This window comes from Streptomyces sp. NRRL B-24085 (genome assembly GCF_001282115.1).
Classification (GTDB): domain Bacteria; phylum Actinomycetota; class Actinomycetes; order Streptomycetales; family Streptomycetaceae; genus Streptomyces.
This window is the reverse complement of record NZ_LJBR01000207.1, coordinates 1-20,037: the sequence shown is the minus strand read 5'-3', so window position 1 is coordinate 20,037 and position 20,037 is coordinate 1. Positions and strand designations below refer to the sequence as shown.

The window sequence follows — 20,037 nt, the reverse complement described above, 5'->3', positions numbered from 1 at the left end:
CGGCGGTCGCGGACAAGGCGGGCTGGGGTCCGTTCGACCGGTCCTGGACGCCTCCGCCGGGGCACATATGCCGGAGGAGTCCAGGACCGGCGATCACGTGCACGTTCAGCGGTCCTCGGCGTCCGACCGTTGAGGGTGGTCAGGCGCCTAATCGGCGAGGGTGGGCAGAGCCATGGCGGGTACACGCCACGGGACCTTGTCGATGTCCGCGTCCAGCTCGCGGCGCAGCAGCGGGAGACCACACATGAAGGTGCGCCGATCAGCCTCCTCCACGGCGCAGGGCACGCCGGCCGAAGTCGTGGCCGGCCGATACCGGTTGGAAGCCAGGCTCGGCTCCGGTGGCGCCGCCGACGTGTACCAGGGAATCGATCTCCGCCTGAAGCGTCCGGTGGCCGTCAAGGTCTTCCGGCCCGACGGCGAGCCGGCGCTGCAACAGCGCTTCGCGGACGAGGCCGTGCTGCTGGCGCGGCTGCGGCACCCGGGGCTGGTCACCCTCTACGACGCGGGGCGGCACCAGGACCGCCCCTTCCTCGTGATGGAGCTGGTGAAGGGTCCCACCCTGGCTCAGCGCATCGCGGCAGGTGTCATGGAGCCTTCGCATGTGGCCCGGGTCGGCACCGGGCTCGCACGAGCTCTCACTCATGTGCACGCGGCGGGCATCGTACACCGCGACGTCAAGCCGTCGAACGTCCTGCTGGACACCGCGGACGTCCCACATCTCGCCGACTTCGGCATCTCACGGATGATCGGCGCCACTCGGCACACGGCTTCCGGGGCGCTTCTCGGCACCGCCGCCTACCTGGCGCCGGAGCAGGTGCTGGGCAAGGCCGTGGGACCGTCCGCCGACATCTACGCGCTCGGCCTGGTCCTGCTGGAGTGCTTGAAGGGTGAACTCGAGTACGGCGGCACGCCGCTTGAAGCCGCTGTGGCTCGCCTGCACCGGCCGCCCGTGGTTCCGGTCTCGGTGCCTCCGCGGCTGGCCGAGTTCCTGCTTGCGATGACGGCGCTTGAGGACCAGGAACGGCCTGACGCGGAGCAGTGCGCCGAGACTCTCTCCGCGCTGTCCGCTGAGGCCGTCGTGCCGACCCCGGTGAACGCTGCCGACAGCGGCAGGGGCACCGTCGCCGGAGCAGGGGCGCGAAGTGAGGAGGGTCCCGCACCGACTGCCGCCGGGCCCGGCATCCGGCACCAGGCGCCCAAGCCGCTCCGCACCCGTCGCCCCCTGCTGGTCACCGGTGCGGCCGTGCTCACAGCACTGCTCGGCGCCACCCTGGTCGTCTCGGCGGACGGTGAGGGAAACAGCAACGGCCGATCCGCCGCAGGCTCGCCCGGATCCACGCCCCTGCAGCAGCCCTCCCCCACCGCCTCCCCAGAAAGCCCGCAGACGCCGGCAGGGCAGGCGACCGCATCGGCCGCGCCCGCATCGAAGACTCATGGCCCCGCGACTGCGGCTGCTGCCGACCCGCAGGCCCGTACGCCGTCACCCGATCCGACGAGCAGCCCCGATCGGGGAACGCCAACGAAGCACAACGACGGGCAGGACAGCCACCCCCGCGCGGGCGCCGCTCAAGCCAACGCCAAGAATCCGCCCGAGAAGGCAGCGAAACCGAAAGGCCCAGCCTCGGAGAAGGGACCCCGCTGATGTGGGGCGCCCCCCAGCCTGAGGGAGAAGCTCCGCTGCCGGCGGTCGATCGCACGGCATGGCTGGGATTGGACCCGGATGGGCGCCGCACGGAGTATCGCCGGCAGCCGCCGCCCTGAAGGGGAGGGCATCTTCGTCTGTCGGGGTGAGGAGGACGCGGACACGATCAGTGGTCGGCGCAGCACGGTGTCGGGTCCGGCACCTCGAAGGGGACGAGGGTGCCGCCGACGGCCGGCATGGCGGCCAGCACCAGTGCCCCGTCCTGCCACTGGGGCCGCACGTGGTCCCTCGTGACCAGCGGGGTCCGCGGGTCGGGCCGACCGGGCGTGCCCAGGACCGTCACCCGGTCGATCGCGGAGCGGGCGAGCAGATCCGCGATCGTCATGGTGCCGGTGAGGGCGGCGACGCCGGGATAGATCACGGCACGGCCGACCGCGTCCGGCAGGCTGTCGGCCACCTCGTGTCCTCGGGCCGTCAGCCGCTCCCGGGCGGTGCGCGGGAGCGGCGACGGCAGGGCGAGGGACACGACCACCCGCGGCCGGTCCCCCTGCACGAGGTGCGTACAGCCGAACACGCCCTCGGGCAGGGCGAGTTCGGCCGCCAGCGCGTGGAGCAGGTGATCGGCCGCGCGCAGGTCCCGGACTCCCGCGTCCACGGTGAGGGCGTACGGTGTCACGAGGGCAGGACCCACACCGGGTTGGAGTAGAACCACAGGTCGCGCCACGGGTCGGCGTCACCGACGACGTCGATGGCCGGGCCCGCCGGATCGACCGCCGCGCCCATCGGCCCGACCCCGGACCGGTTGCCGTCGGTACCGCGCAGACGGACGTACAACGGCCGGTCCACGCGCCCGAGTTCGTACGTCAGGCGGACCGTGCCGGCCGTCTTGCCGATCTCGTACGACTTCACGACCCTGGCCGTCGGAGCGGTGAACGTGTCCCGGTCCGAGACCGGACCGGTCACATCGCCCCGGATGACGTCCACGCGGGCCAACTGCGGTGTGAAACCGGCCCAGTTGGGGCCACCGGCGAGAGCCACGTCGACGCCGAGCGTGACGGTCGCCCCCTTCTTGACGCGCAGCGCGCCGCCGAGCGTGGCCCAGCGGCCACCGCCCGAGACCCGTACGTCGAGGCCGCTGATCAGTTGACCGTGGTCGACCCACACGCGGCCGGCGCGGATGCCGTCCATGACGGCGGCGTACGAGAAGCCGTCCGCGCCGACGTGTGTACGGCTGTACTGGCCGGGCCAGTAGTCGCCCTGGGTGATGTCGATCCGGCCGCCGTAGACCGGGTCCTGGTAGCGGCCGTCGGTGTCGAAGTCGCCGGGGCCCCGCACCGCGGTGTCCGCGTACACCTGGTGGGAGTCGGAGTTGGCGGTGATCCACCAGGGCTTGCCCTCGGCGAGGAGGCTGTCCCACAGGCCGCCGACCGTGGCGGTCATCCAGTCGAAGCCGCCCCAGGTGCGGTAGCTCTCCGGCGGGTAGCCGACGAAGGAGTTGGCACTGGGGCTGTTGTCGTAGATGCCGCGGGCGCGGGCCATGCCGAGCGGGGCGGGCAGGCCGGCGGCCTGGTGGCCCGGCGCTCCCTCGAAGCCGACCGCGATCTGGTGACCCGGGTCGGTCGCGTCACGCCAGGCGCGGATCTCGTGCGGGGAGTCGACACCGCGCCGCGCCGGGTGGTTGGCGAGCATCAGCGCGTCCTTGACCTTGCGGCGGCGGACCTGCTCGCCGAGGAAGGCGAGCCCGGCGACGGCGAGGGCCTCGTTTGCGGGCGTCGAGTCGGAGGCGCCCTTCACGCTGCCGTCGTAGTCGGTCTCGAACTGCTTGAGGACCGACACCTCGTGCTTGCCGGGGTGCACGAAGACGGTGCCGTGCTCGGCGCCCGGGATGTTCCACTCCAGCCCCTGGAAGACCAGGGTGTCCTCGTACGCGTCCCGGGCCGCGCGGATGTCCGGGTTGACCTTGTCCACACCGATCCTGGCGTGCGTGGCGCTGCCGTGGTCGGTGATGACCAGCCAGTCCATGCCGTGCCGGGCACCCTGTCTGACCTGGTCGACGACGCGGTACTTTCCGTCGCTGCTGTACTGCGTGTGGATGTGGTGGTCACCGGCCAGCCAGAGAAAGCCGCGCGTGCGGCGGCCGTTGGTGGCTGCCTGGGCGGGAGTGGCCGCGACCGGGCCGAGGACGCTCCCGGCGGTCAGGCCCGCGCCGAGAAGTCCGGCGCGCCTCAACAGCGAGCGCCGCGACTGCTGTTCGGGGGTGAGGGCCTCGTCGGGGACGGATGCGTCGAAGGCGGCGGGCAGAGCGGCGGTGGGGGTGTGCCCGTGGTCGTGGTCGTGGTCATGGCCGTGCTCGTGGCCGTGTCTGTGGTGGTGATGCCCGTGCCCCATGAACGCCTCCCGGGTGCCGCTGCCTTCTGCGGCACCTCTGCGCCGCCTGTGGAGGATCGAGGCGTGACATGAACTCCGGACGACGTCGAAGTGATCGGTGGTCATCGGCGGGTCGACAGAGCCGCCGCCGGAAGCCGACGTCGCTCGGCGGCTCCTCTCGATGTACTCCAAACCCGCGGCGCGCTCATGCTGCCGCCGTCTGCTGTCCGGAGGGCTGGCAGGAGCTACAACCGTCGGTCCCACCGGGGCTCCCCGGGGCCGGATCGCCGTGGTGGGCTTGCTTCGCGTCGGACGGCCCACCACCAACTTCCCGTCACATGACAGCCGTTGTCCTGGCTGGACGTCTCGTGTTCCACTAATCTCCGTCCACCACATCGATCACCCGCTCGCGGGCGGGCGTCCACGGGGGAGATGCGTGTATGAGGACCTGGGATTCGAGAAACTCCTCGACGCGGACGGTTTCTTCGCGCACTTGTTAGGGCGGTCGCCGTCGGGTGCCGACCGCAAGTTGTTGTACGGCCCCGACCTGCCCGTGGTGCTGCTCACCGGCGGCCCGGGAATGGGCAAGGGGCGGCTGCTGCGGGCGGTGCACGACCGTTTCGCCCGCCAGGTGCCGGTGATCCGCCTGGACTGCGCCTCACCTGTCTACGCGGACCGGGCCGGGTCGGAACCCGGTGCCCGCTCGGCGGCGACCGAGGCCCTGGTCGAGGCCGCCCTGCTGCTGCACACCTGGCGGGGAACGGGCGGCGCGTTCACCTTCCCACGACTCTTCGCGGGCCTGGCGGTGATCGGGACCGGCGTCGCGGACGGCACCGGAGCGGCGATCCGGACAGAGGTCGAGCGGTACGAGGAGCTGATCCAGCAGCCGCGCCTGCTCGGTCTGGGAACGCGCGACTTCTGGCGGGGCGCGCTCCTCGGGGCCGTACGGAAAATGCTGGAGGTCCTGGCCGGACAGACGCTCGGCCCGTACGGGGCGGCCGCGCTCACCGCGCTGCTCGACGCCCTCTTCGATCGCGCGACACCCCGGGTCGAGGCGGAACTGACCCGGATCTACGGCGAGTATCCCGGCGCGGCCGGCCAGCCCAAGCACGGGCTGCGCAGGCTCGCCGAGGACTTCCAGGCCGGCCGCGAGCGACGGGAGGACCAGGAGCGACGGGAGGACCGCGAGCGGCGCGAGGACGCGGAGCGCTTCCTGTTCCGGGCGCTGCGCGAGGATCTGGAGGCTGCGTACGGCGGTCTGGGGGGCTGGCTGGGCCGGGTCGGCCGCCCGGGACTGCTCCTGGACCACGCCGACCAACCACTCGGTGAACTGCTGCTGCGCGCCGTTCTCACCGACCGCCGGGCCGGGCAGCGCGACCGGGTGGTGATCGTGGGTACGGCGCGCCGGGCGGACGGCGGTGACTTCCTGCACGGGGGTCTGCCACCGAGGGAGATGGCGGTGTTCCGGCCCGCCGACGGGGTGCCAGCCACCTGGTCCCGCCGCAGGGACCGTGAGGGGGACCTGGGTCCGTTGTCCGCCGGGGTGCTCATGCTGCGGATGCCGTTCCTCACCGGCGACCAGCTCCGCAAGGCGACCGAGCGGATCCAGTTGGGCGCGGAGCGGGAGGGCGGTACGCATCGCCGCCGCATCACCGCCGCCGTGGCCCAGTTGAGCGGCGGACGGCCGCACACGGTGATCCGGCTGGCCACCGCCGCCGCCGACCACCGGATGGAGACGGATGCCAACGACCGGGCCATCCTGGACGCCAGGCTGCACTCTCCGGACGGCGGTCCCGAGCGGCGGGTGACGGACGTACTCCTCCAGGAGCTGGTCCTCGACCAACTGCCGGTGCGGCTTCCGGGCGAGCACCATGACCAGTGGCTCGATCTCCTCACCCATCTGTCGGTGGCGCACGACCAGGAGTGCGCGGACGTCCTGCTGCGCCACCACCAGGCAGGCCGCGTTCTGTGTCTGACGGCACATGAGGTGGCGCGGCTGCTCAACGACACCGGGTGGCCCCACTGCAAGCGGCACTTCATCGGGGACTTCGGGCTGCGCCAGCTGCTGGTGCACCGGCTGTACGGGCTGGAGCGCGACGGTGCCGCCTGGTACGCCGACCACCACCTGCTGCGCGACCACTACGCCGTGAGCGAGCCGGGCGGCAGCGCGTTCCGTTCGGTGACGACCCACCAGATGAACCACCACCTCGTGTCCGGCGGCGTCGACGACGCGGTCCGACACCTGGTCAGAGCTCTCCCCGGCCGTCCCCGTCAGTGGTGCGAGGAACTGCTGGAGATCGCCCAGGCACCCTATCCGGGCGGGGCGGACGAGCGCCGCAAGCGCGCCCAGGGTGAGGTACCCCTCGACGGACCGCCGCTGCGCCGCACCGTCGACCAACTGCTGCACGCCGTGTGGCTGTGCGAGGAGCGCACCAGGCCGACCGGGCGCGAAATGGCCAACACCCTGGCGCAGTTGCTGCGGCAACTGTCGGCCATGGACTTCGACGGCGCCGGAGAACTCGGCCCGACAGCGACCGCATGGAGCCAACTGGCCGTGAACGAGCAGCCGTTGCTGCGCTGCGACTGCACCGATCAGCTCGGCCGAAGGAGGTAACGGGGATGCCCGGCTGGATACCCAGGTGGAACAGGCTGCCCAGGTGGGGAAAGATCCTCTACGCGGTGGCGGGCGTGGCGCTGTTCGTGGCCGCCGGCGTGTACGGCGTTCCCGCCCTCCAGAAGCCCGACACCTGCCGCGACGGCATCGAGAAGGTCGACGGCGAGTGCATCGGCGTCGACGGCGCGGGCTACGACTTCGGCACACCGGAGATCACTGCCGTGGCCGAGGCCATATCGGTGGAGAACAAGAGGATCGCGAACCAGCCCCACGTCACCGTGGCGATGATGCTGCCCCTCCAGTCGGACATGGCGGCGCTGCGCCGGCAGATGCGCAGCGACCTCCAGGGGGCGTATCTGGGCCAGCGACAGGCCAACTCGGGCGAGGGCCAAGTGCCGAAGATCCGCCTGGTGCTGGCCAACCCCGGGCTGAACTACGGCCATCAGGACAAGGTCGTGGGCACACTGCTCGACATGGCCGAATCCGACGAGGACAAGCTGAGGGCCGTCACGGGCTTCAACCTGACCCTCGACGCCACCGAGGAGGCCGTACGGCGTCTGACGGCGAACGGCGTCCCGGTCCTCGCCTCCCGGATCAGCGGAGACGGGATCGCGAACGTCGACGGGCAGAAGCAGCGATTCCCCGGTCTGGCCCGGATCATCCCCACCAACGGCAACGCGGCTCAGGCCCTGGCCAACTTCAACGGCGAGCGGGGCAAGCGGAACGCCAGGACGGTGCTGGTCCACGACACCCGCCCGGACGCCTACGACGAGTCGCTGGCGAGCGCGTTCCGGGGGATCAAGGAGACCGGCCCGGCCGGCCCCGCCGACATGCCCTACGAGTCTCCCGGGATCAGCGAGGCCGGCTCGACCGGCAGCCAGTTCGAGCAGATAGCCAACAACATCTGCGGTTCCGCGGCCGACACCGTCTACTTCGCGGGGCGCACACTGCACCTGCGGATCTTCGCACTCACCCTCGCCAAACAGACCTGCGCCGACCGGCACTTCACCCTGGTCAGCGGATCGGACGCCGCTTCGCTGCGCCAGGCCATGTCCGAGAAGGACTGGGCGCAACTGCGCGGCGAGGACGGCGGGGCCAAGGTGACGGTCCAGTACGCCGCCCCCGCGCACCCGGCCGCCTGGGACACCGAGCTGGCCGCCTGGACCAAGCGGTGGAAAGCGACCCACCACCGCGAGCCCACCGCCAGCGAACTCCCCCAGTACCTCACGGAGCCCAAAGCAGCCCTGAACACCCTCAACGACCTGATCACGAGCACGAGCAGGGCGGGCACTGACCTCGGTTCCACTCCGAACCTGGAGGACTCCCGCACCATGCTCGTCTACGACGGGCTCGTCACCATCGGCACGGCCCTGCACGAGGTACAGGGCAACGACGCCGAACAGACGCCCAGCCTCGCGGACGTCCGCCAGGAGTGGTCGAAGCTCCAGTCGGTCCACCGGGTGCGGGGCACGAGTGGCCTGATCTGCCTGACCAGCGGCGGGAATCCGTACGACAAGCCGGTCGCGGTGGTCGAACTGAACCCGGGGCAGGGCGTGCGCGGAACCCTGAAGTTCATCGGTCTGGGCTGGCCCGCCGGCAAGGAACAGCCGAAGAACTGCGTGATCCCGAGCGGCACTTCCTGACCTGCGCCGGGCAACCCCGATCCGCCGACGGCGGCCCTCCTCTTCGGTGCGAGGGCTGGAGACGGCCGCCGTCTGCCTGGAAGGCGAACGCGGCTCAACCGAGTCCGCGATGGGCGGCCCACAGCGTCCCGGCACGGTCGGCGGCGTCGGCGACCAGAGCCGCCAGCGCCGGTTCGTCGGGGACCGGGAACGAGACATACGCGCCCCGCCCCCCGCCAACCGGCCGTCCGTAGGCTTTCACTGCGAGGTGACCGTCCGGGAGAAGCCGGATGTTGAGTGTGGTCAGTTGGAACTCCTCGCCACGTCGCGTATCCGTCCAGCGGAGCGCCTGCGGGATCGTGACGTTGATCGCCAGAGCGCTCACTTCCAGGTCACTGCTCATGGGCGGATGATCTCATGCACGTAGCACGGACTGCGGGCCACGAAAGAGCGATGGTCCCCGCGTCAGCCTGAGGGCGGTGCGGGATCACAGTCCGGCCGCCTGGACCAGCGACGCCCGCTCGCCGTCGTCCAGGTGAAGGCCGGCCAGCAGTTCGTCATCGGCCAGCAGTCGTCGCACCCACACCGCGTTGGCCATGAACGCAGCTCGGCACAGGGCCCGTTCCGGGTGGTCCTCCTCAAGGCCACCGACCGCCAGGTCCCACGCGTTGTCAGGGTCGGTCGGTGCGGACAGCGCGGCGGCCACGAGCACGATCCCGACCAACTCGTTCCGGCGTGGGGTCGAGGGATCGACTGTCAGTCGAAGCAGGTACGGAACGACAGCGTGCATCGTGAAACTGATGGACATCGGCCCTGACATCACCAGCCAGTCCAATGCCCGCTCCGCCATCTCAGCCGCGTCGGGATCGAGGAGCCCGCGCAGGACGACAGAGACGTCGACCGGGCAGCCGGGAATGGCCGACCACTCGACGTGCTCGCACCCTTCCAGTGCCGGATGCGCAGAGTCCCGTTGCAGCAAGTGCGGGTGGGCCGCCGCCAGAGCTGCTGTCGCGGTCACCGCAGCGGCCTGGTGATCCACTTTGCACATCAGCGTGCCCTCCCTCCACTGATTACGTCGATTCCCGGACGATCAGCTCGTTCGGCATGATCACCGGGTGCAGGGCGCCGCCCTCGATGAGCTTCAGCAGCAGGCGCACCGTGGCCGTGGCCTGATCGGCCATCGAGCTGCGTACGGAGGTCAGCGCGGGCGTCGTGTAGGAGGCGGCCTCTATGTCGTCGAAGCCGACGAGGGCCACGTCGTCGGGGACCCGGCGGCCCGCCTGGTGCAGTGCCCGCAAGGCCCCGATGGCCATGAGGTCGTTGGCCGCGAACACCGCGTCCAGCGCCGGGTCGTCCTCGAGGAGCTGGCGCATGGCCTCCGCACCGGAGGACCTGGTGAAGTCGCCCAGCGCGACGATGGAACGGCGACCGGTGTCGCGGAGGGTCGCCCGATATCCCTCCAGCCGCTCACGGGCTTCGAACAGGTCGAGAGGTCCCGTGATGGTGGCGATGCGGCGCCTGCCCTGGTCCAGGAGGTGCTGGACGGCGAGCCTCGCGCCGCCTGCGTTGTCCAGGGCCACGTACGGGACGCCCGCTGCCGAGGTGCGGTTGAAGGAGGCCACGGGCAGGCCCATGCGGGCGAGCGCGGCCGGCAGGGGGTCCGCGCCGTGCAGGGCCACGAGCATGACGCCCTCCACGTGGCCGCCGGCGACGTAGCGCTCGACCCGCGCCCGGCTCTCGTCGGACTCCGCCAGGAGGAGGGTCACGCGTTTGCCGACGGCTTCGAGTTCCCTGCTGACGGTGCGCACCACGGTGGAGAACAGCGGGTCGTCGGACACCACGCCCTTGGGCGGGTCGGACACCACCACGGCGACGGCGTCCGTACGACGGGTGACCAGATTGCGGGCAGCGGCGTTCGGTACATAGCCGAGTTCACGCACCGCCTGCATGACCACGTCCCGGATCTCCGGCGCGACGGTGGTCTCACCGTTGACCACCCGCGAGACGCTCGACTTGGACACGCCGGCTCGGGCGGCGACCACCGCAAGCGTAGGTCGTTTCATTGCCTTCCGATCGCCCGAGCCCGGCCAACCCTGTGCGCCAGGGAGCGTTTTCCCATCAGGATGTCCGCTTCCCGATGACGTGTCAACGCCCGGTCAGGACGCACCCTCCGGCACATATCGCCCTGGCACACACGGCATCCCGTTCCGCCGCCGGATGCCACAAGTGCCCCGCGCAACAGCCGTGAGATCGTTCCCTCGGTGTCCCCAGCCGCCTCCACGGCCCAACTCTCCCTTGTGCACGAAGCCTTGACACTCCTTGCGCACCGGCCCATTCTCAGCGCTCAGGGAACGCTCCCTCACTCTCACCCCCACTGAGGAGTCGCCCGTGCGTCCTCCGCTCCGTCGCCTCGGCCTGTTGGTCGCCGTGGTGGCCACCCTTCTGACGTTCACGTCCCTGCCCGCTCCCGAAGCACGCGCCGCCGAGGCCCTGTTGTCGCAAGGCAAGCCCGTCGTCGCGTCCAGCACCGAACAGCCCTTCAACGCCCAGGGCGCGGTCGACGGCGATCCCACGACGCGCTGGTCCAGCGGTTTCACCGACCCGCAGTGGATCAGGGTCGACCTCGGCGCCCAGGTCTCGATCAGCAAGGTGACCCTCCAGTGGGAGGCCGCCTACGGCAAGGCCTTCCGGATACAGGTCTCGAACGACGCGGAGGCCTGGTCCACCGTCTACGAGACGGCAGCGGGCACCGGCGGCACCCAGAGCCTGCCCGTCACGGCCACCGGCCGCTACGTGCGCATGTACGGCACCCAGCGGGCCACCCAATATGGCTACTCGCTATGGGAGTTGCAGGTCTTCGGGACCGGCGGCTCCGACAGCGGCGGTGACACGCTGCTCTCCTACGGCAGAACGGGTGCGGCCTCGTCCGCGCAGAGCGACGGGAACTGCTGGGAGTGCACCCCCGCCCGGGCGTTCGACCGCGATCCGGCCTCCCGTTGGGCGACCAGCCCCACCACCGGCTGGACGGACCCGGGCTGGATCTCCGTCGACCTCGGCGCGACCGCGCAGATCCACAAGGTCATCCTGCAATGGGACCCCGCCTACGCCAAGTCCTTCCAGATCCAGGTCTCCCCGAACGGCTCCGACTGGACGCCGATCTACTCGACGACGACCGGCACAGGCTTCAAACAGACCCTGACCGTCTCCGGCACGGGCCGGTACGTGCGGATGTACGGCACCGAACGTGCCACCGCCTACGGCTACTCCCTGTGGGAGTTCCAGGTGTACGGCACCGGAGGCGCTCCCCTGCCCGCACCGCCGCTGCCCCCGGACCCGGCTCAGCCGCCGCGGCTGGTCTGGGGCGACGACTTCGAGGGGCCCTCCGGCGCGAAGCCCGACCAGTCGAAGTGGCGGGCCGACCCCGGCACCGGGCAGAACGGCGAGCTCCAGTACTACACCGACCAGCAGAACGCCGCGCTGGACGGCAGCGGGCACCTCGTCATGGAAGCCCGCAAGGAGGCGAGCCCCGGCAGGTCCTGCCCGCCCGACCCACTGACCGGCAGCACCACCTGCCAGTACACCTCGGCCCGCATGAACACGGGCGCCACCTTCCAGTTCACCTACGGGCGGGTCGAGGCCCGTATCAAGGTGCCCAAGGGCAACGGACTGTGGCCCGCGTTCTGGATGATGGGCGCCGACTTCCTGACCGGGCGACCGTGGCCGTACAACGGCGAGGTCGACATCATGGAGGTCCTCGGCAAGGACGTGAAGACGGCCTACTCCACCGTGCACGCTCCCGCCTACAACGGCGGCAACGGGATCGGATCGCCCTACCAACTCCCCCAGGCCGCCGACTTCTCTGACGACTTCCACACCTGGGCCGCCGACTGGAACAGCAAGGGCATCGTCTTCAGCGTAGACGGGCGCACCGTCCTCACCCTCGACAAGGAGCAGGTGGAGCGCACACGCGGTCCCTGGATCTTCGACCACCCGCACTACATGATCCTCAACCTCGCGGTCGGCGGTGACTGGCCCGGCCCGCCCGACGGATCGACCCCGTTCCCCTCCCGCATGCTCGTCGACTACGTGCACGTCTACCAGTAGTCAGGCCCGAGCCCTCCGTGTCCGCGCCCGGCCCGACCCACTCCAACGAGGAAGTGACATGCACAGATACTCCTTTCATCTCAGTCCCGTGTTAGCGGGAGCGCTGGCGATGGTGGTGGCAGCCGCCCTCAGCATCACGCTCGGCGCTCCGTCGGCGAACGCCGCTGCCGTCACCGTCCAGGCCGAGTCCTACGCGGCCCAGTCCGGGGTCGGCCTGGAGACGACGGCGGACACCGACGGCGGCCAGAACGCCGCCTTCCTCGCCGACGGCGACTGGATGCGTTTCGACCAGGTCGACCTCGGGGCCGCCGGCCGTCTGACGGTCTCGGCCCGCATCGCTTCAGCCACCGGGTCGGGCTCGATCGAACTGCGTACCGGTTCCCTGACCGGCCCCCTGCTCGCCGTGCTCCAGACCAGCCCCACCGGCGGCTGGCAGAGTTGGGTGACCCGCAGCGCCGACGTCACCACCCATCCGACGGGTCCGCAGACCGTGTTCGCGGTGCTGCGCAGCTCCACGCCCGGCGACTTCGTCAACATCAACTGGTTCTCCTTCGTCAGCGGCGGCGACGGCCCCGCACCGGGCTGGGTCGACGTCGACCAGGCGAAATGGGAAGCCCAGCTCACGCAGTTCCGGGCGATGACCCCGGCGGCGGTGCCCGGCAACGCGGTGCGCGTCCCCGAGTTCAACGCCACCTGCACCTACAGCCACTCCAAGCCGGACGACCCGATCGTCGCTCCCGGCCTGCCCGGTGCCTCCCACATGCACAGCTTCTTCGGCAACAGGAGCACCGACGCGTCCACGACGGCCCAGAGCCTGCTGGCCAACACGGCGACGAGCTGCACACCGGCGAAGGACCTCTCCGCCTACTGGGTCCCCACCCTGTATGAGCGGGGCAAGGCGGTGGAGCCCGACGGTGTCATCGTCTACTACGGCTCCCGGCTGCCCGACCCCACGGCGACCGTGCCCTTCCCCCAGGGCTTCCGCATGATCGCGGGCAACGCCAAGTCCCAGGTGGCCACCCCGGCGGGCTCCCCCAACCAGTTCTTCTGCGCCGGACCCGGCGGGGAGACCGGACGCAGTGCCGACGGAAACTGGCCGCTCTGTGCTCCGACGGCCAAGCTCGTCCACCAACTGGTCTTCCCGGACTGCTGGGACGGCAAGCACCTGGACAGCCCCGACCACAAGTCGCACGTCGCCTTCACCTACGACGGCAGGTGCAGCGGTGCCTACCCGGTCGCCATCCCCTCGGTCTCCTTCGTCATCAGCTACCCGACCAGCGGGAGCGGCGACGGCTTCACGCTGTCGTCCGGCATGGCGTCCTCCATCCACGGCGACTTCTTCAACGCCTGGGACAACGCCGCCCTGGGGCAGCGGGTGAAGGACTGCATCGTGCAGAGCGCCAAGTGCAACTCCGCCGGAACGTTCTGACACGGCGGTCGGTGGGCGGTCTGCTCCTCGCACTGGCGGTCGCCGGCTGCACCACGCAGCCGGCGGCCGACCCGACGAGGCCGGCATCCTTCAACGACACCGACACCGCCTGGATCCAGTTGATGATCCCCATGGACGAACGAGCCCGTCTGCTCACCGACCTGGCGCCCGCACGTGCCGGGCGTCCGGCTCTGGCCGACTGGGCGGCGGAATCGGGAAGGAGACTCGAAGACGAACTAGGCAAGCTCCGCGAGCTGCTGAAACTGTCAGGAATTCCTGACACCCGTCCCCACGAGGGCCACAACATGCCCGGCATGGTCACCCTGGACACCATCGGACGGGCGAAGGCCACCAGGGGCGGGGACTTCGACCAGCTCCTGACCCGTGGCCTGCGCGCACATCTCGTCCAGGTACGGGCCCTGTGCACGAGCGAACGGACCTCGGGCAGTTCACCACGGGCGCGAGACCTGGCGGCCGAGATCGAGAAGAGCGCCGCCGAACAGATCACCCGCCTCGCCGGGGCTGGTTGACGACTGTCTTCCGTGCCGGTGCGAGGGCAGGTCTCGGTCCTCGCACCGGCCGGTCCCGGGAGCGCGTAGTCGCGACGAGGATGTGCCGGCGTGGGCGTGGGCCGCGGCACCGCCTCAAACAGGGCCGTCCGGACGGCGTATGCCTTCAACCCGCTCGTGGTGAGCCCTATTTGTACAGCGCGACAGCGCCTCCCCACAGGGCGCCCGGGTTCAGGCGGTCGGGGAACCGGTCCAGCATGGCGTTGAAGAAGTCGAGCGGTTCCTCGTGCTTGGCCAGCAGTTCGTCGACGGCGTCGAGGTAGAGCCGGGTCTCGGCGATGGCGCGCTCGGCGTCGTCGTCGAGTTCCTTGTTCTTGTGTCCGGTCACGATGTGCCGCGGTCGCAGGTCCTCGACGACGGAGATGGCCCTGCGCCAGGCGTCGCGGCCGCCGTTCGCGGACTCGGCGAGGTACTGGTGCACGCCGTTGTAGATGACGTCGCCGGCTACGACCAGCTCGAGGTCGGGTACGTGCAGGACGCTGGTCTCGTCCGTGTCGCTGTGGCCGACCTCCACGATGCGCAGGTCGTGCCCCTCCAGGGTGAACCGGTTACCGGGCACGGGTGCGGCCGTGACGGAGGTCTCCGGGATCTGTCCGGGGAACAGCGCGTCCCAGAAGTGCGGGCGGAGGGAGACGTTGCGGTGCATCTCCCGGATGGTGCCCTCGGAAGCGACGACCTGCGCGCCGAAGCGCTCGGCCAGGACGTCTGCGGTGAACCAGTGGTCACCGTGACCATGGGTCGCAAAGATGTGGGTCAGGTTCTTGCCGGTCGCCTCGACCCAGTCACCCACCTCCAGCGCCTGGGCGGAGGTCAGCGGCGGGTCCACCAGGACGGCATCCCGTTCGCCGTGGATGAGGGTGACGGAGAGTGGCGAGAACATGCGCCGGTCCCCGTTGGGAACCAGATCCGTCACGTTCTGCGGGATCGGGTCTGCGACGAAGACGTCATAGGCGAGGGGACCACTGGTGGGCATGGTGCTTTCCTAACTGAGAAGGTTGATACCGTCGGCGGCGTCGGACGACCGGTCGGCAGCGGCCAGGGCGGCGTAATAGGCCGGCCCCCGAATGATCGAAACAGCGTCCTGGTCGACGAACTCACCGTCCGCGTCCCGGAATTCGAGATGCACCGGGCGTTCCCCGTCGGCCGCGTAGACGACTCCCTGCCCCGTCTCCTGCGGGAGGTGGCGGTCTCCCCATGCGCTGAGGGCGGCCAGGACCGGCAGCACGTCGCGTCCGGCCTGCGTGAGGGCGTACGCCTCTCGGCTGCGCTCCCCCTCTTCCTGGTACGTCACGCGCTCCATGAGCCCGGCGCACACGAGGTCGCTCAGGCGCTGGCCCAGGGTCGCGTTGGGGATGCCGATGCGCTGGAACTCAGCGAAACGGGTGCGGCCGAGGAAGGCCTCGCGGAGCAGCAGAAGATTCCACTTCTGTCCCAGCACGCCGAGGGTTCGGGCGATCGAACAGTACCGGTTCGCGGGCAGTGACATCGCTTCCATGGCACCCAGCGTAACGCAGACTCTGAAAAATGAACCCAGGTACTGGCAATAATTTTTGAATCCAGGTCCGGGCGGCCCGGTAGAAAGATCCATAACGCGCGCTTCCCGAGGAGGGCGGAGGCCGTGCCAGAGAGCACGAAGAGGAGGGGTGAAGGTGGAGGACTCGCAGGTCACCTTCCGCTGGGAATTAAGGGGAACCGGGTTCCGGCACCGGAGTGACCCGCCCCTGTCGAGTACTGATCCGAGGACGTGCCGCTGACCGCCTTCGTCGGAGACCAGCGCTACATGTACACCGACGAGTTCGAGCAACCTCCTTGGGCAGCCGCCCTCATGGATGCCGGCTTCGTCGTCTTGAGCGCAGCACAGCTCCTGGCCACAGGCGTGCCGCGCCTCGTCAGGGCGGTCGGCCGCACAACTTCCGCTGCGGACCGGAATCTGACGGAAATTCACCATGGCAGGTACATGACGGGCGGGGAGGGCAGGGCATACCATCGCAACGCCCCGGAGGGGCGGTCGACGGTGCGTCCGGCCCCCACCGGACAACCCGTACCGCTCCTTCGCGCACCCGGCCCCGCCGGGGCCGGACTCCCCCACGGATGAAGGAGCAGCAATGCCCCTCGGCACCTGGCTCAAGGCCGGCACTTCCGCCACAGCCCTCGTCCTCGCCACGGCGGGCGCCGCGACGGCCGCCCCCGCCCCCGCTCCCACGGGTGAGGCGTCCGCCGCGCTGGCGGCAGCGGTGACCCTTCGCTACGACGACAGCCGCGCCGCAGGCTGGGAGGCCGCGATCGCGGCCGGAGTCGCCTCCTGGAACGCGAACGTGAGCAACGTCCATCTGGTCGAAGCGGAGCCCGGCTCCACGGCCGAGATCGTGATCGTCGCCACGACGGGCTGGCCGCAGGCCACGCTCGGCCCCGTTCGGCCGGGCCGTCAGGTCCGCGTCGAGCTCGGCAGTCAGGCCGTGGAGCAGGGCTACAACAAGACCCGTATCGCCGCGCACGAGCTGGGCCACAGCCTCGGACTGCCGGACACCAAGCCCGGCCCCTGCTCGCAACTGATGTCGGGATCCAGCGCCGGCACGGCCTGCACCAACGCCACACCGAACGTCACCGAGCGCTCCCGCGTCCAGTCCGCTTACGCGAGCGCGTTCGCCGCGCTCGCGCCCGCTGACGGCCGGATGCTCATCGACGCGCCCTGACCACACGGCCGTAACGCGGAGGTGCGTCCCGGTATCTCGTCGAGATCCCGGGACGCAGTGATCAGCCCGTGGCCGGCGGAGGTGCCGACAGGAAAGGAACCTCCACTCCCCCACAGGGGTCCCCACCGGACGGCATGGGTGCTGCTCCCCTTCTCGACGGGGGGCTGGATGCCCGAAGGTCTCGTAGCCTCAGGCTTGGCATCGTTGGCCACCGCACGCTCACTCACTCACGCATCCGCGAACCACGGCCGGCCCTGGGCCCAATGGGTCGCCCATCCCGCGAACCCTGGCGTGCCTGGCATCAGAGAGGTGTCCGGCCGGGTGCCGAAGGGTATCGCGGCGTTCTCGTCGATCAGCCACACGTGACCGCGCTGCGGGCCGGTGACGATCAGATGCCAGTACATGCCGCAGCCGTCGGTGCCCAGCAGCAGCGAGCCGTGGTCGAACACGGAATCCATCCGGGCCTCGAACTCCTGCTCCGACAAAGCCTCCTGGGTGGCCTCCTCTTCCTCCCACAGCCATGCCGACGTGAGCGGAAACGGCTCGGCGAGCAGGCGCTCGGGCCGGTCCGGGCCCCAGTCCGAAGGCGTCAGCGCGAGTGGCAGCAGACCGTAGTAGGGCGGTCCTGCGCGCAGTCCGTCACAGATCTCCGCCACAAATGTGCGATAGGGCTCCGGAAGCACGATGCCGTGCTCTGCCTCGAACGACCGCACCGCCTCCCAACCGGCCGGTGGAACCGCCTCGGACCGGGAAGCGAAGATGTCGCGGAGGGCGGCCAACTCGGCCGGGTCGCAAGTTTCCGTGTTCATGCCGGTCATCATGCAAGATCCGAGAACGGAAGGATCAACGGCCGGCCCCCTGCCAAGCCATCACCAGCCGGCGTCGCCGCACTCCTCACACGCGCGAGCCATGCCCCTACGCCGTCCGCAGCTACCGCCTGTCGTAGTGCCGGCCCCTGTGTCGGCAGTCAGCCGTGCACCGCTTCCGGCCGTCTTCGCGGAGCCAGCACGGCCGGACTGCGTTCAGTGGCGATCTCCATCTGGAGTCCTAGGGCGCAGCGTGGCCCGTTTCCCAGGCCCAGGCCGCGATTCCCACACGGTTGCGGGCACCGAGCTTGCGCTGGACGGCCGCAACGTGGTTCTTCACCGTGCCCGGCGCGATGAAGAGCTCGGAGGCGATCTCGGCGTTGGTCCGGCCCTGGGCCACCAGCCGGGTGATCTCCAGTTCGCGGTCGGTGAGCCGGTCGGGGACATCGCGGCGAGGGTTCGGCGTCGGCGCTGCGAGGTCGCGCAGCAGACGCACGGTGAGCTGCGGGCTGATGAGCGTGTCACCAGCCATGGCGGCGCGCACAGCCTCGGTGAGCAGGGCGGGACCCGAGCGCTTGAGCAGAAACCCGCAGGCACCGTTGCGCAGCGCGGTGTGGACGTACTCGTCGAGGTCGAAGGTCGTGACCACGATGACACGGATCGGTTCGCCGTCCTGGGGTGCGGCCAGGATCCGGGTGACCTCCAGACCGTCGAGCCGTGGCATCCGGATGTCGGCGAGTACGACGTCAGGCCGCAGGGCGCGGGCCTGCTCGACGGCCGACACGCCGTCGCCCGCTTCGGCGATGACGGTCATGTCGGGTTGCGCGTCGAGGATGATCCGAAAGGCGCCGCGGATGTTCTCCTGGTCGTCGGCGATCAGCAGCCGGATCGGCCCGGTTGTCCCGCTCACCTGGGCCCCTCCCCTTCTCCGTCAGGGTTCAGCGGCAGGACGGCGGTGACACGCCACCCCGGCGGATCGTGGGGTCCTGCGGACAGCGATCCGCCGATCGCCTCGACCCGCTGGGTCAGTGCGCGCAGGCCCCGGCCCCCGCCGCCCCCTATGGCCGGGGGGGCGGTCGCGGAGCGGGCGTCATTGGTCACGGTGACCACCAGTGCCCCTGCCTCATGGCGAAGAGCCACATTGACCAGGCGTGGGGCCGGGGCGTGACGTCGTACGTTCGTGAGCGATTCCACGACGACGCGGTAGGCCGTCGTGGTCACGTCCCGCCGTGTGGTGTCCAGCAGCTCAGGGTCGATGTGGAGGTCCATCCGCGCGGTGCTGGAGGCGGAGAAACGCGTGACCAGTTCGGGCAGTTGCTCCAGATCAGGAAGCGGCGCGCGCATGTCCGGCTCCCGGTCCCTGTCGCCGCCCGCGTAGGCGCCCCCGACTCTCCCGTCGGCATCGTCGTCGTGAAGCATTCGTACCGTCCGGTCCAGCGAGGCCAGGGCCTGCAACCCTGCCTGTTCGATACGGTGAAACGTGTCCGCCTGTGTGACCCGTGATGTCTCCCCCGGGGCCTGCTCCGCCAGGAACTGTCCCGCTTGGGCCAGCGCCAGCATCTCGCTCACGTCGTGCGCCACGAAGTCGTGCAGATCGCGGGCGAGTTGCAGGCGCTGCGCACGGCGGCCCTCGGCCACGGACCGTATCCGCCCGTTGTCGAGCGACCGCAGGTAGAGCCCGACCGCGACGGCGAGCAGGGCGAGCAGCGTCCAGAAGGCACCCCCTCCGAGGGCGACGAGGCTGGGAGGCCCCGACCAGAACCGCGTCAGTGTCACCGGCACGGCCGTCGCGGCCACCGCCGCCGAGGCTGCCTGCCGGCCGGACCTCGCCGCTCGTACCGTCAGGACGGTCAGTACAAGCAGCGCCGCGGACTCGGCGAGTATCCAGCCGCCCCCGGATCCCGCGTCCCGTCGCCGTTCCCCGAACAGCAGGACGGCGGCGGTGGCGGCAAGTGAAACGACGCCGGCCGCACAGGCGAGGACAGTGAGCCTCCGGCGCGCACGACTCCACAGAAGCAGCACACCGACCGCGCTCGCCGACGCGAACGCAGCGGGCAGCGTGACCAAAGGGCCGAACTCCGGCGCCGCTCCGACTCCGACGAGGGCCACCGCGCACACGACGGCCACACCCATGCCCTCCCGCCCCGCGCGCGAGCGCCCAGCTCTCCTGCGCATGTCCCCACTCTACGGA

Annotated in this window: 17 protein-coding genes; 7 read left to right on the top strand and 10 right to left on the bottom strand. The window is 70.4% G+C overall.

Translation table 11 applies throughout. The features are described from left to right. The first annotated feature begins 244 nt into the window (after positions 1–244). Positions 245–1,642, top strand: coding sequence for a serine/threonine-protein kinase (locus tag AOJ26_RS22490; protein ID WP_053850140.1), 1,398 nt, complete (start codon positions 245–247; stop codon positions 1,640–1,642). A gap of 166 nt (positions 1,643–1,808) precedes the next feature. On the opposite strand, the gene AOJ26_RS22485 is transcribed toward AOJ26_RS22490, so the two are convergent. Both AOJ26_RS22485 and AOJ26_RS22480 read right to left on the bottom strand, forming a co-directional pair. Continuing rightward, entirely contained in the window at positions 1,809–2,318 is a 510-nt protein-coding gene (locus tag AOJ26_RS22485) for a hypothetical protein (RefSeq protein WP_053850139.1), read from the bottom strand. Then, entirely contained in the window at positions 2,315–4,030 is a 1,716-nt protein-coding gene (locus AOJ26_RS22480) for a PHP domain-containing protein (RefSeq protein WP_053850138.1), read from the bottom strand. Before AOJ26_RS22480 ends, AOJ26_RS22485 begins: the two co-directional genes overlap by 4 nt. Before the next feature lie 415 nt (positions 4,031–4,445). Here AOJ26_RS22480 and AOJ26_RS22475 point away from each other — a divergent pair, with 415 nt between their 5' ends. After that, positions 4,446–6,623 (top strand): ATP-binding protein, encoded by a 2,178-nt coding sequence (locus AOJ26_RS22475; RefSeq protein WP_053850137.1) that lies wholly within the window; start codon positions 4,446–4,448, stop codon positions 6,621–6,623. A gap of 5 nt (positions 6,624–6,628) precedes the next feature. Then, positions 6,629–8,266 (top strand): hypothetical protein, encoded by a 1,638-nt coding sequence (locus tag AOJ26_RS22470; RefSeq protein WP_053850136.1) that lies wholly within the window; start codon positions 6,629–6,631, stop codon positions 8,264–8,266. A gap of 94 nt (positions 8,267–8,360) precedes the next feature. Here AOJ26_RS22470 and AOJ26_RS22465 read toward each other — a convergent pair whose 3' ends face one another. From AOJ26_RS22465 to AOJ26_RS22455, 3 genes are all read right to left on the bottom strand, one after another. Then, positions 8,361–8,648, bottom strand: coding sequence for a hypothetical protein (locus AOJ26_RS22465; protein WP_053850135.1), 288 nt, complete (start codon positions 8,646–8,648; stop codon positions 8,361–8,363). An 84-nt stretch (positions 8,649–8,732) separates the two neighbouring features. Beyond that, positions 8,733–9,293: a hypothetical protein gene (locus AOJ26_RS22460; RefSeq protein WP_053850134.1), complete on the bottom strand. Its 561-nt coding sequence runs from the start codon at positions 9,291–9,293 to the stop codon at positions 8,733–8,735. A gap of 22 nt (positions 9,294–9,315) precedes the next feature. Further along, positions 9,316–10,287, bottom strand: a complete 972-nt coding sequence (locus AOJ26_RS22455; RefSeq protein WP_234358647.1) for a LacI family DNA-binding transcriptional regulator — start codon at positions 10,285–10,287, stop codon at positions 9,316–9,318. A 346-nt stretch (positions 10,288–10,633) separates the two neighbouring features. On the opposite strand from AOJ26_RS22455, the gene AOJ26_RS22450 reads away from it, so the two are divergent. From AOJ26_RS22450 to AOJ26_RS22440, 3 genes are all read left to right on the top strand, one after another. Continuing rightward, positions 10,634–12,349, top strand: coding sequence for a discoidin domain-containing protein (locus tag AOJ26_RS22450; protein ID WP_086723776.1), 1,716 nt, complete (start codon positions 10,634–10,636; stop codon positions 12,347–12,349). 109 nt (positions 12,350–12,458) lie between these two features. After that, positions 12,459–13,778, top strand: coding sequence for a DUF1996 domain-containing protein (locus tag AOJ26_RS22445; protein ID WP_234358646.1), 1,320 nt, complete (start codon positions 12,459–12,461; stop codon positions 13,776–13,778). Between the two features lie 11 nt (positions 13,779–13,789). Beyond that, complete coding sequence (locus tag AOJ26_RS22440) at positions 13,790–14,308, top strand: DUF305 domain-containing protein (RefSeq protein ID WP_053850131.1); 519 nt, start codon at positions 13,790–13,792, stop codon at positions 14,306–14,308. Between the two features lie 166 nt (positions 14,309–14,474). Here AOJ26_RS22440 and AOJ26_RS22435 read toward each other — a convergent pair whose 3' ends face one another. Together AOJ26_RS22435 and AOJ26_RS22430 are read right to left on the bottom strand one after the other, a co-directional pair. Next, positions 14,475–15,320 (bottom strand): MBL fold metallo-hydrolase, encoded by an 846-nt coding sequence (locus AOJ26_RS22435; protein ID WP_053850130.1) that lies wholly within the window; start codon positions 15,318–15,320, stop codon positions 14,475–14,477. Positions 15,321–15,329: 9 nt separating this feature from the next. Next, positions 15,330–15,842 carry a winged helix-turn-helix transcriptional regulator gene (locus AOJ26_RS22430; protein WP_199828866.1) on the bottom strand — a complete coding sequence of 171 codons (513 nt, stop codon included), beginning with the start codon at positions 15,840–15,842 and terminating at the stop codon, positions 15,330–15,332. A 610-nt stretch (positions 15,843–16,452) separates the two neighbouring features. On the opposite strand from AOJ26_RS22430, the gene AOJ26_RS22425 reads away from it, so the two are divergent. Beyond that, complete coding sequence (locus AOJ26_RS22425) at positions 16,453–17,040, top strand: snapalysin family zinc-dependent metalloprotease (protein ID WP_053850128.1); 588 nt, start codon at positions 16,453–16,455, stop codon at positions 17,038–17,040. A gap of 227 nt (positions 17,041–17,267) precedes the next feature. Here AOJ26_RS22425 and AOJ26_RS22420 read toward each other — a convergent pair whose 3' ends face one another. The 3 genes from AOJ26_RS22420 to AOJ26_RS22410 form a co-directional block, all read right to left on the bottom strand. Beyond that, the gene (locus tag AOJ26_RS22420) at positions 17,268–17,861 is read right to left on the bottom strand and encodes an SMI1/KNR4 family protein (protein ID WP_053850127.1); all 594 of its coding nucleotides are present in this window, start codon (positions 17,859–17,861) and stop codon (positions 17,268–17,270) included. A gap of 226 nt (positions 17,862–18,087) precedes the next feature. Next, entirely contained in the window at positions 18,088–18,756 is a 669-nt protein-coding gene (locus AOJ26_RS22415) for a response regulator (protein ID WP_053850126.1), read from the bottom strand. Continuing rightward, on the bottom strand, positions 18,753–20,021 hold the full coding sequence (locus AOJ26_RS22410) for a sensor histidine kinase (RefSeq protein WP_107092843.1): 1,269 nt from the start codon (positions 20,019–20,021) through the stop codon (positions 18,753–18,755). Before AOJ26_RS22410 ends, AOJ26_RS22415 begins: the two co-directional genes overlap by 4 nt. Positions 20,022–20,037 lie beyond the last annotated feature (16 nt).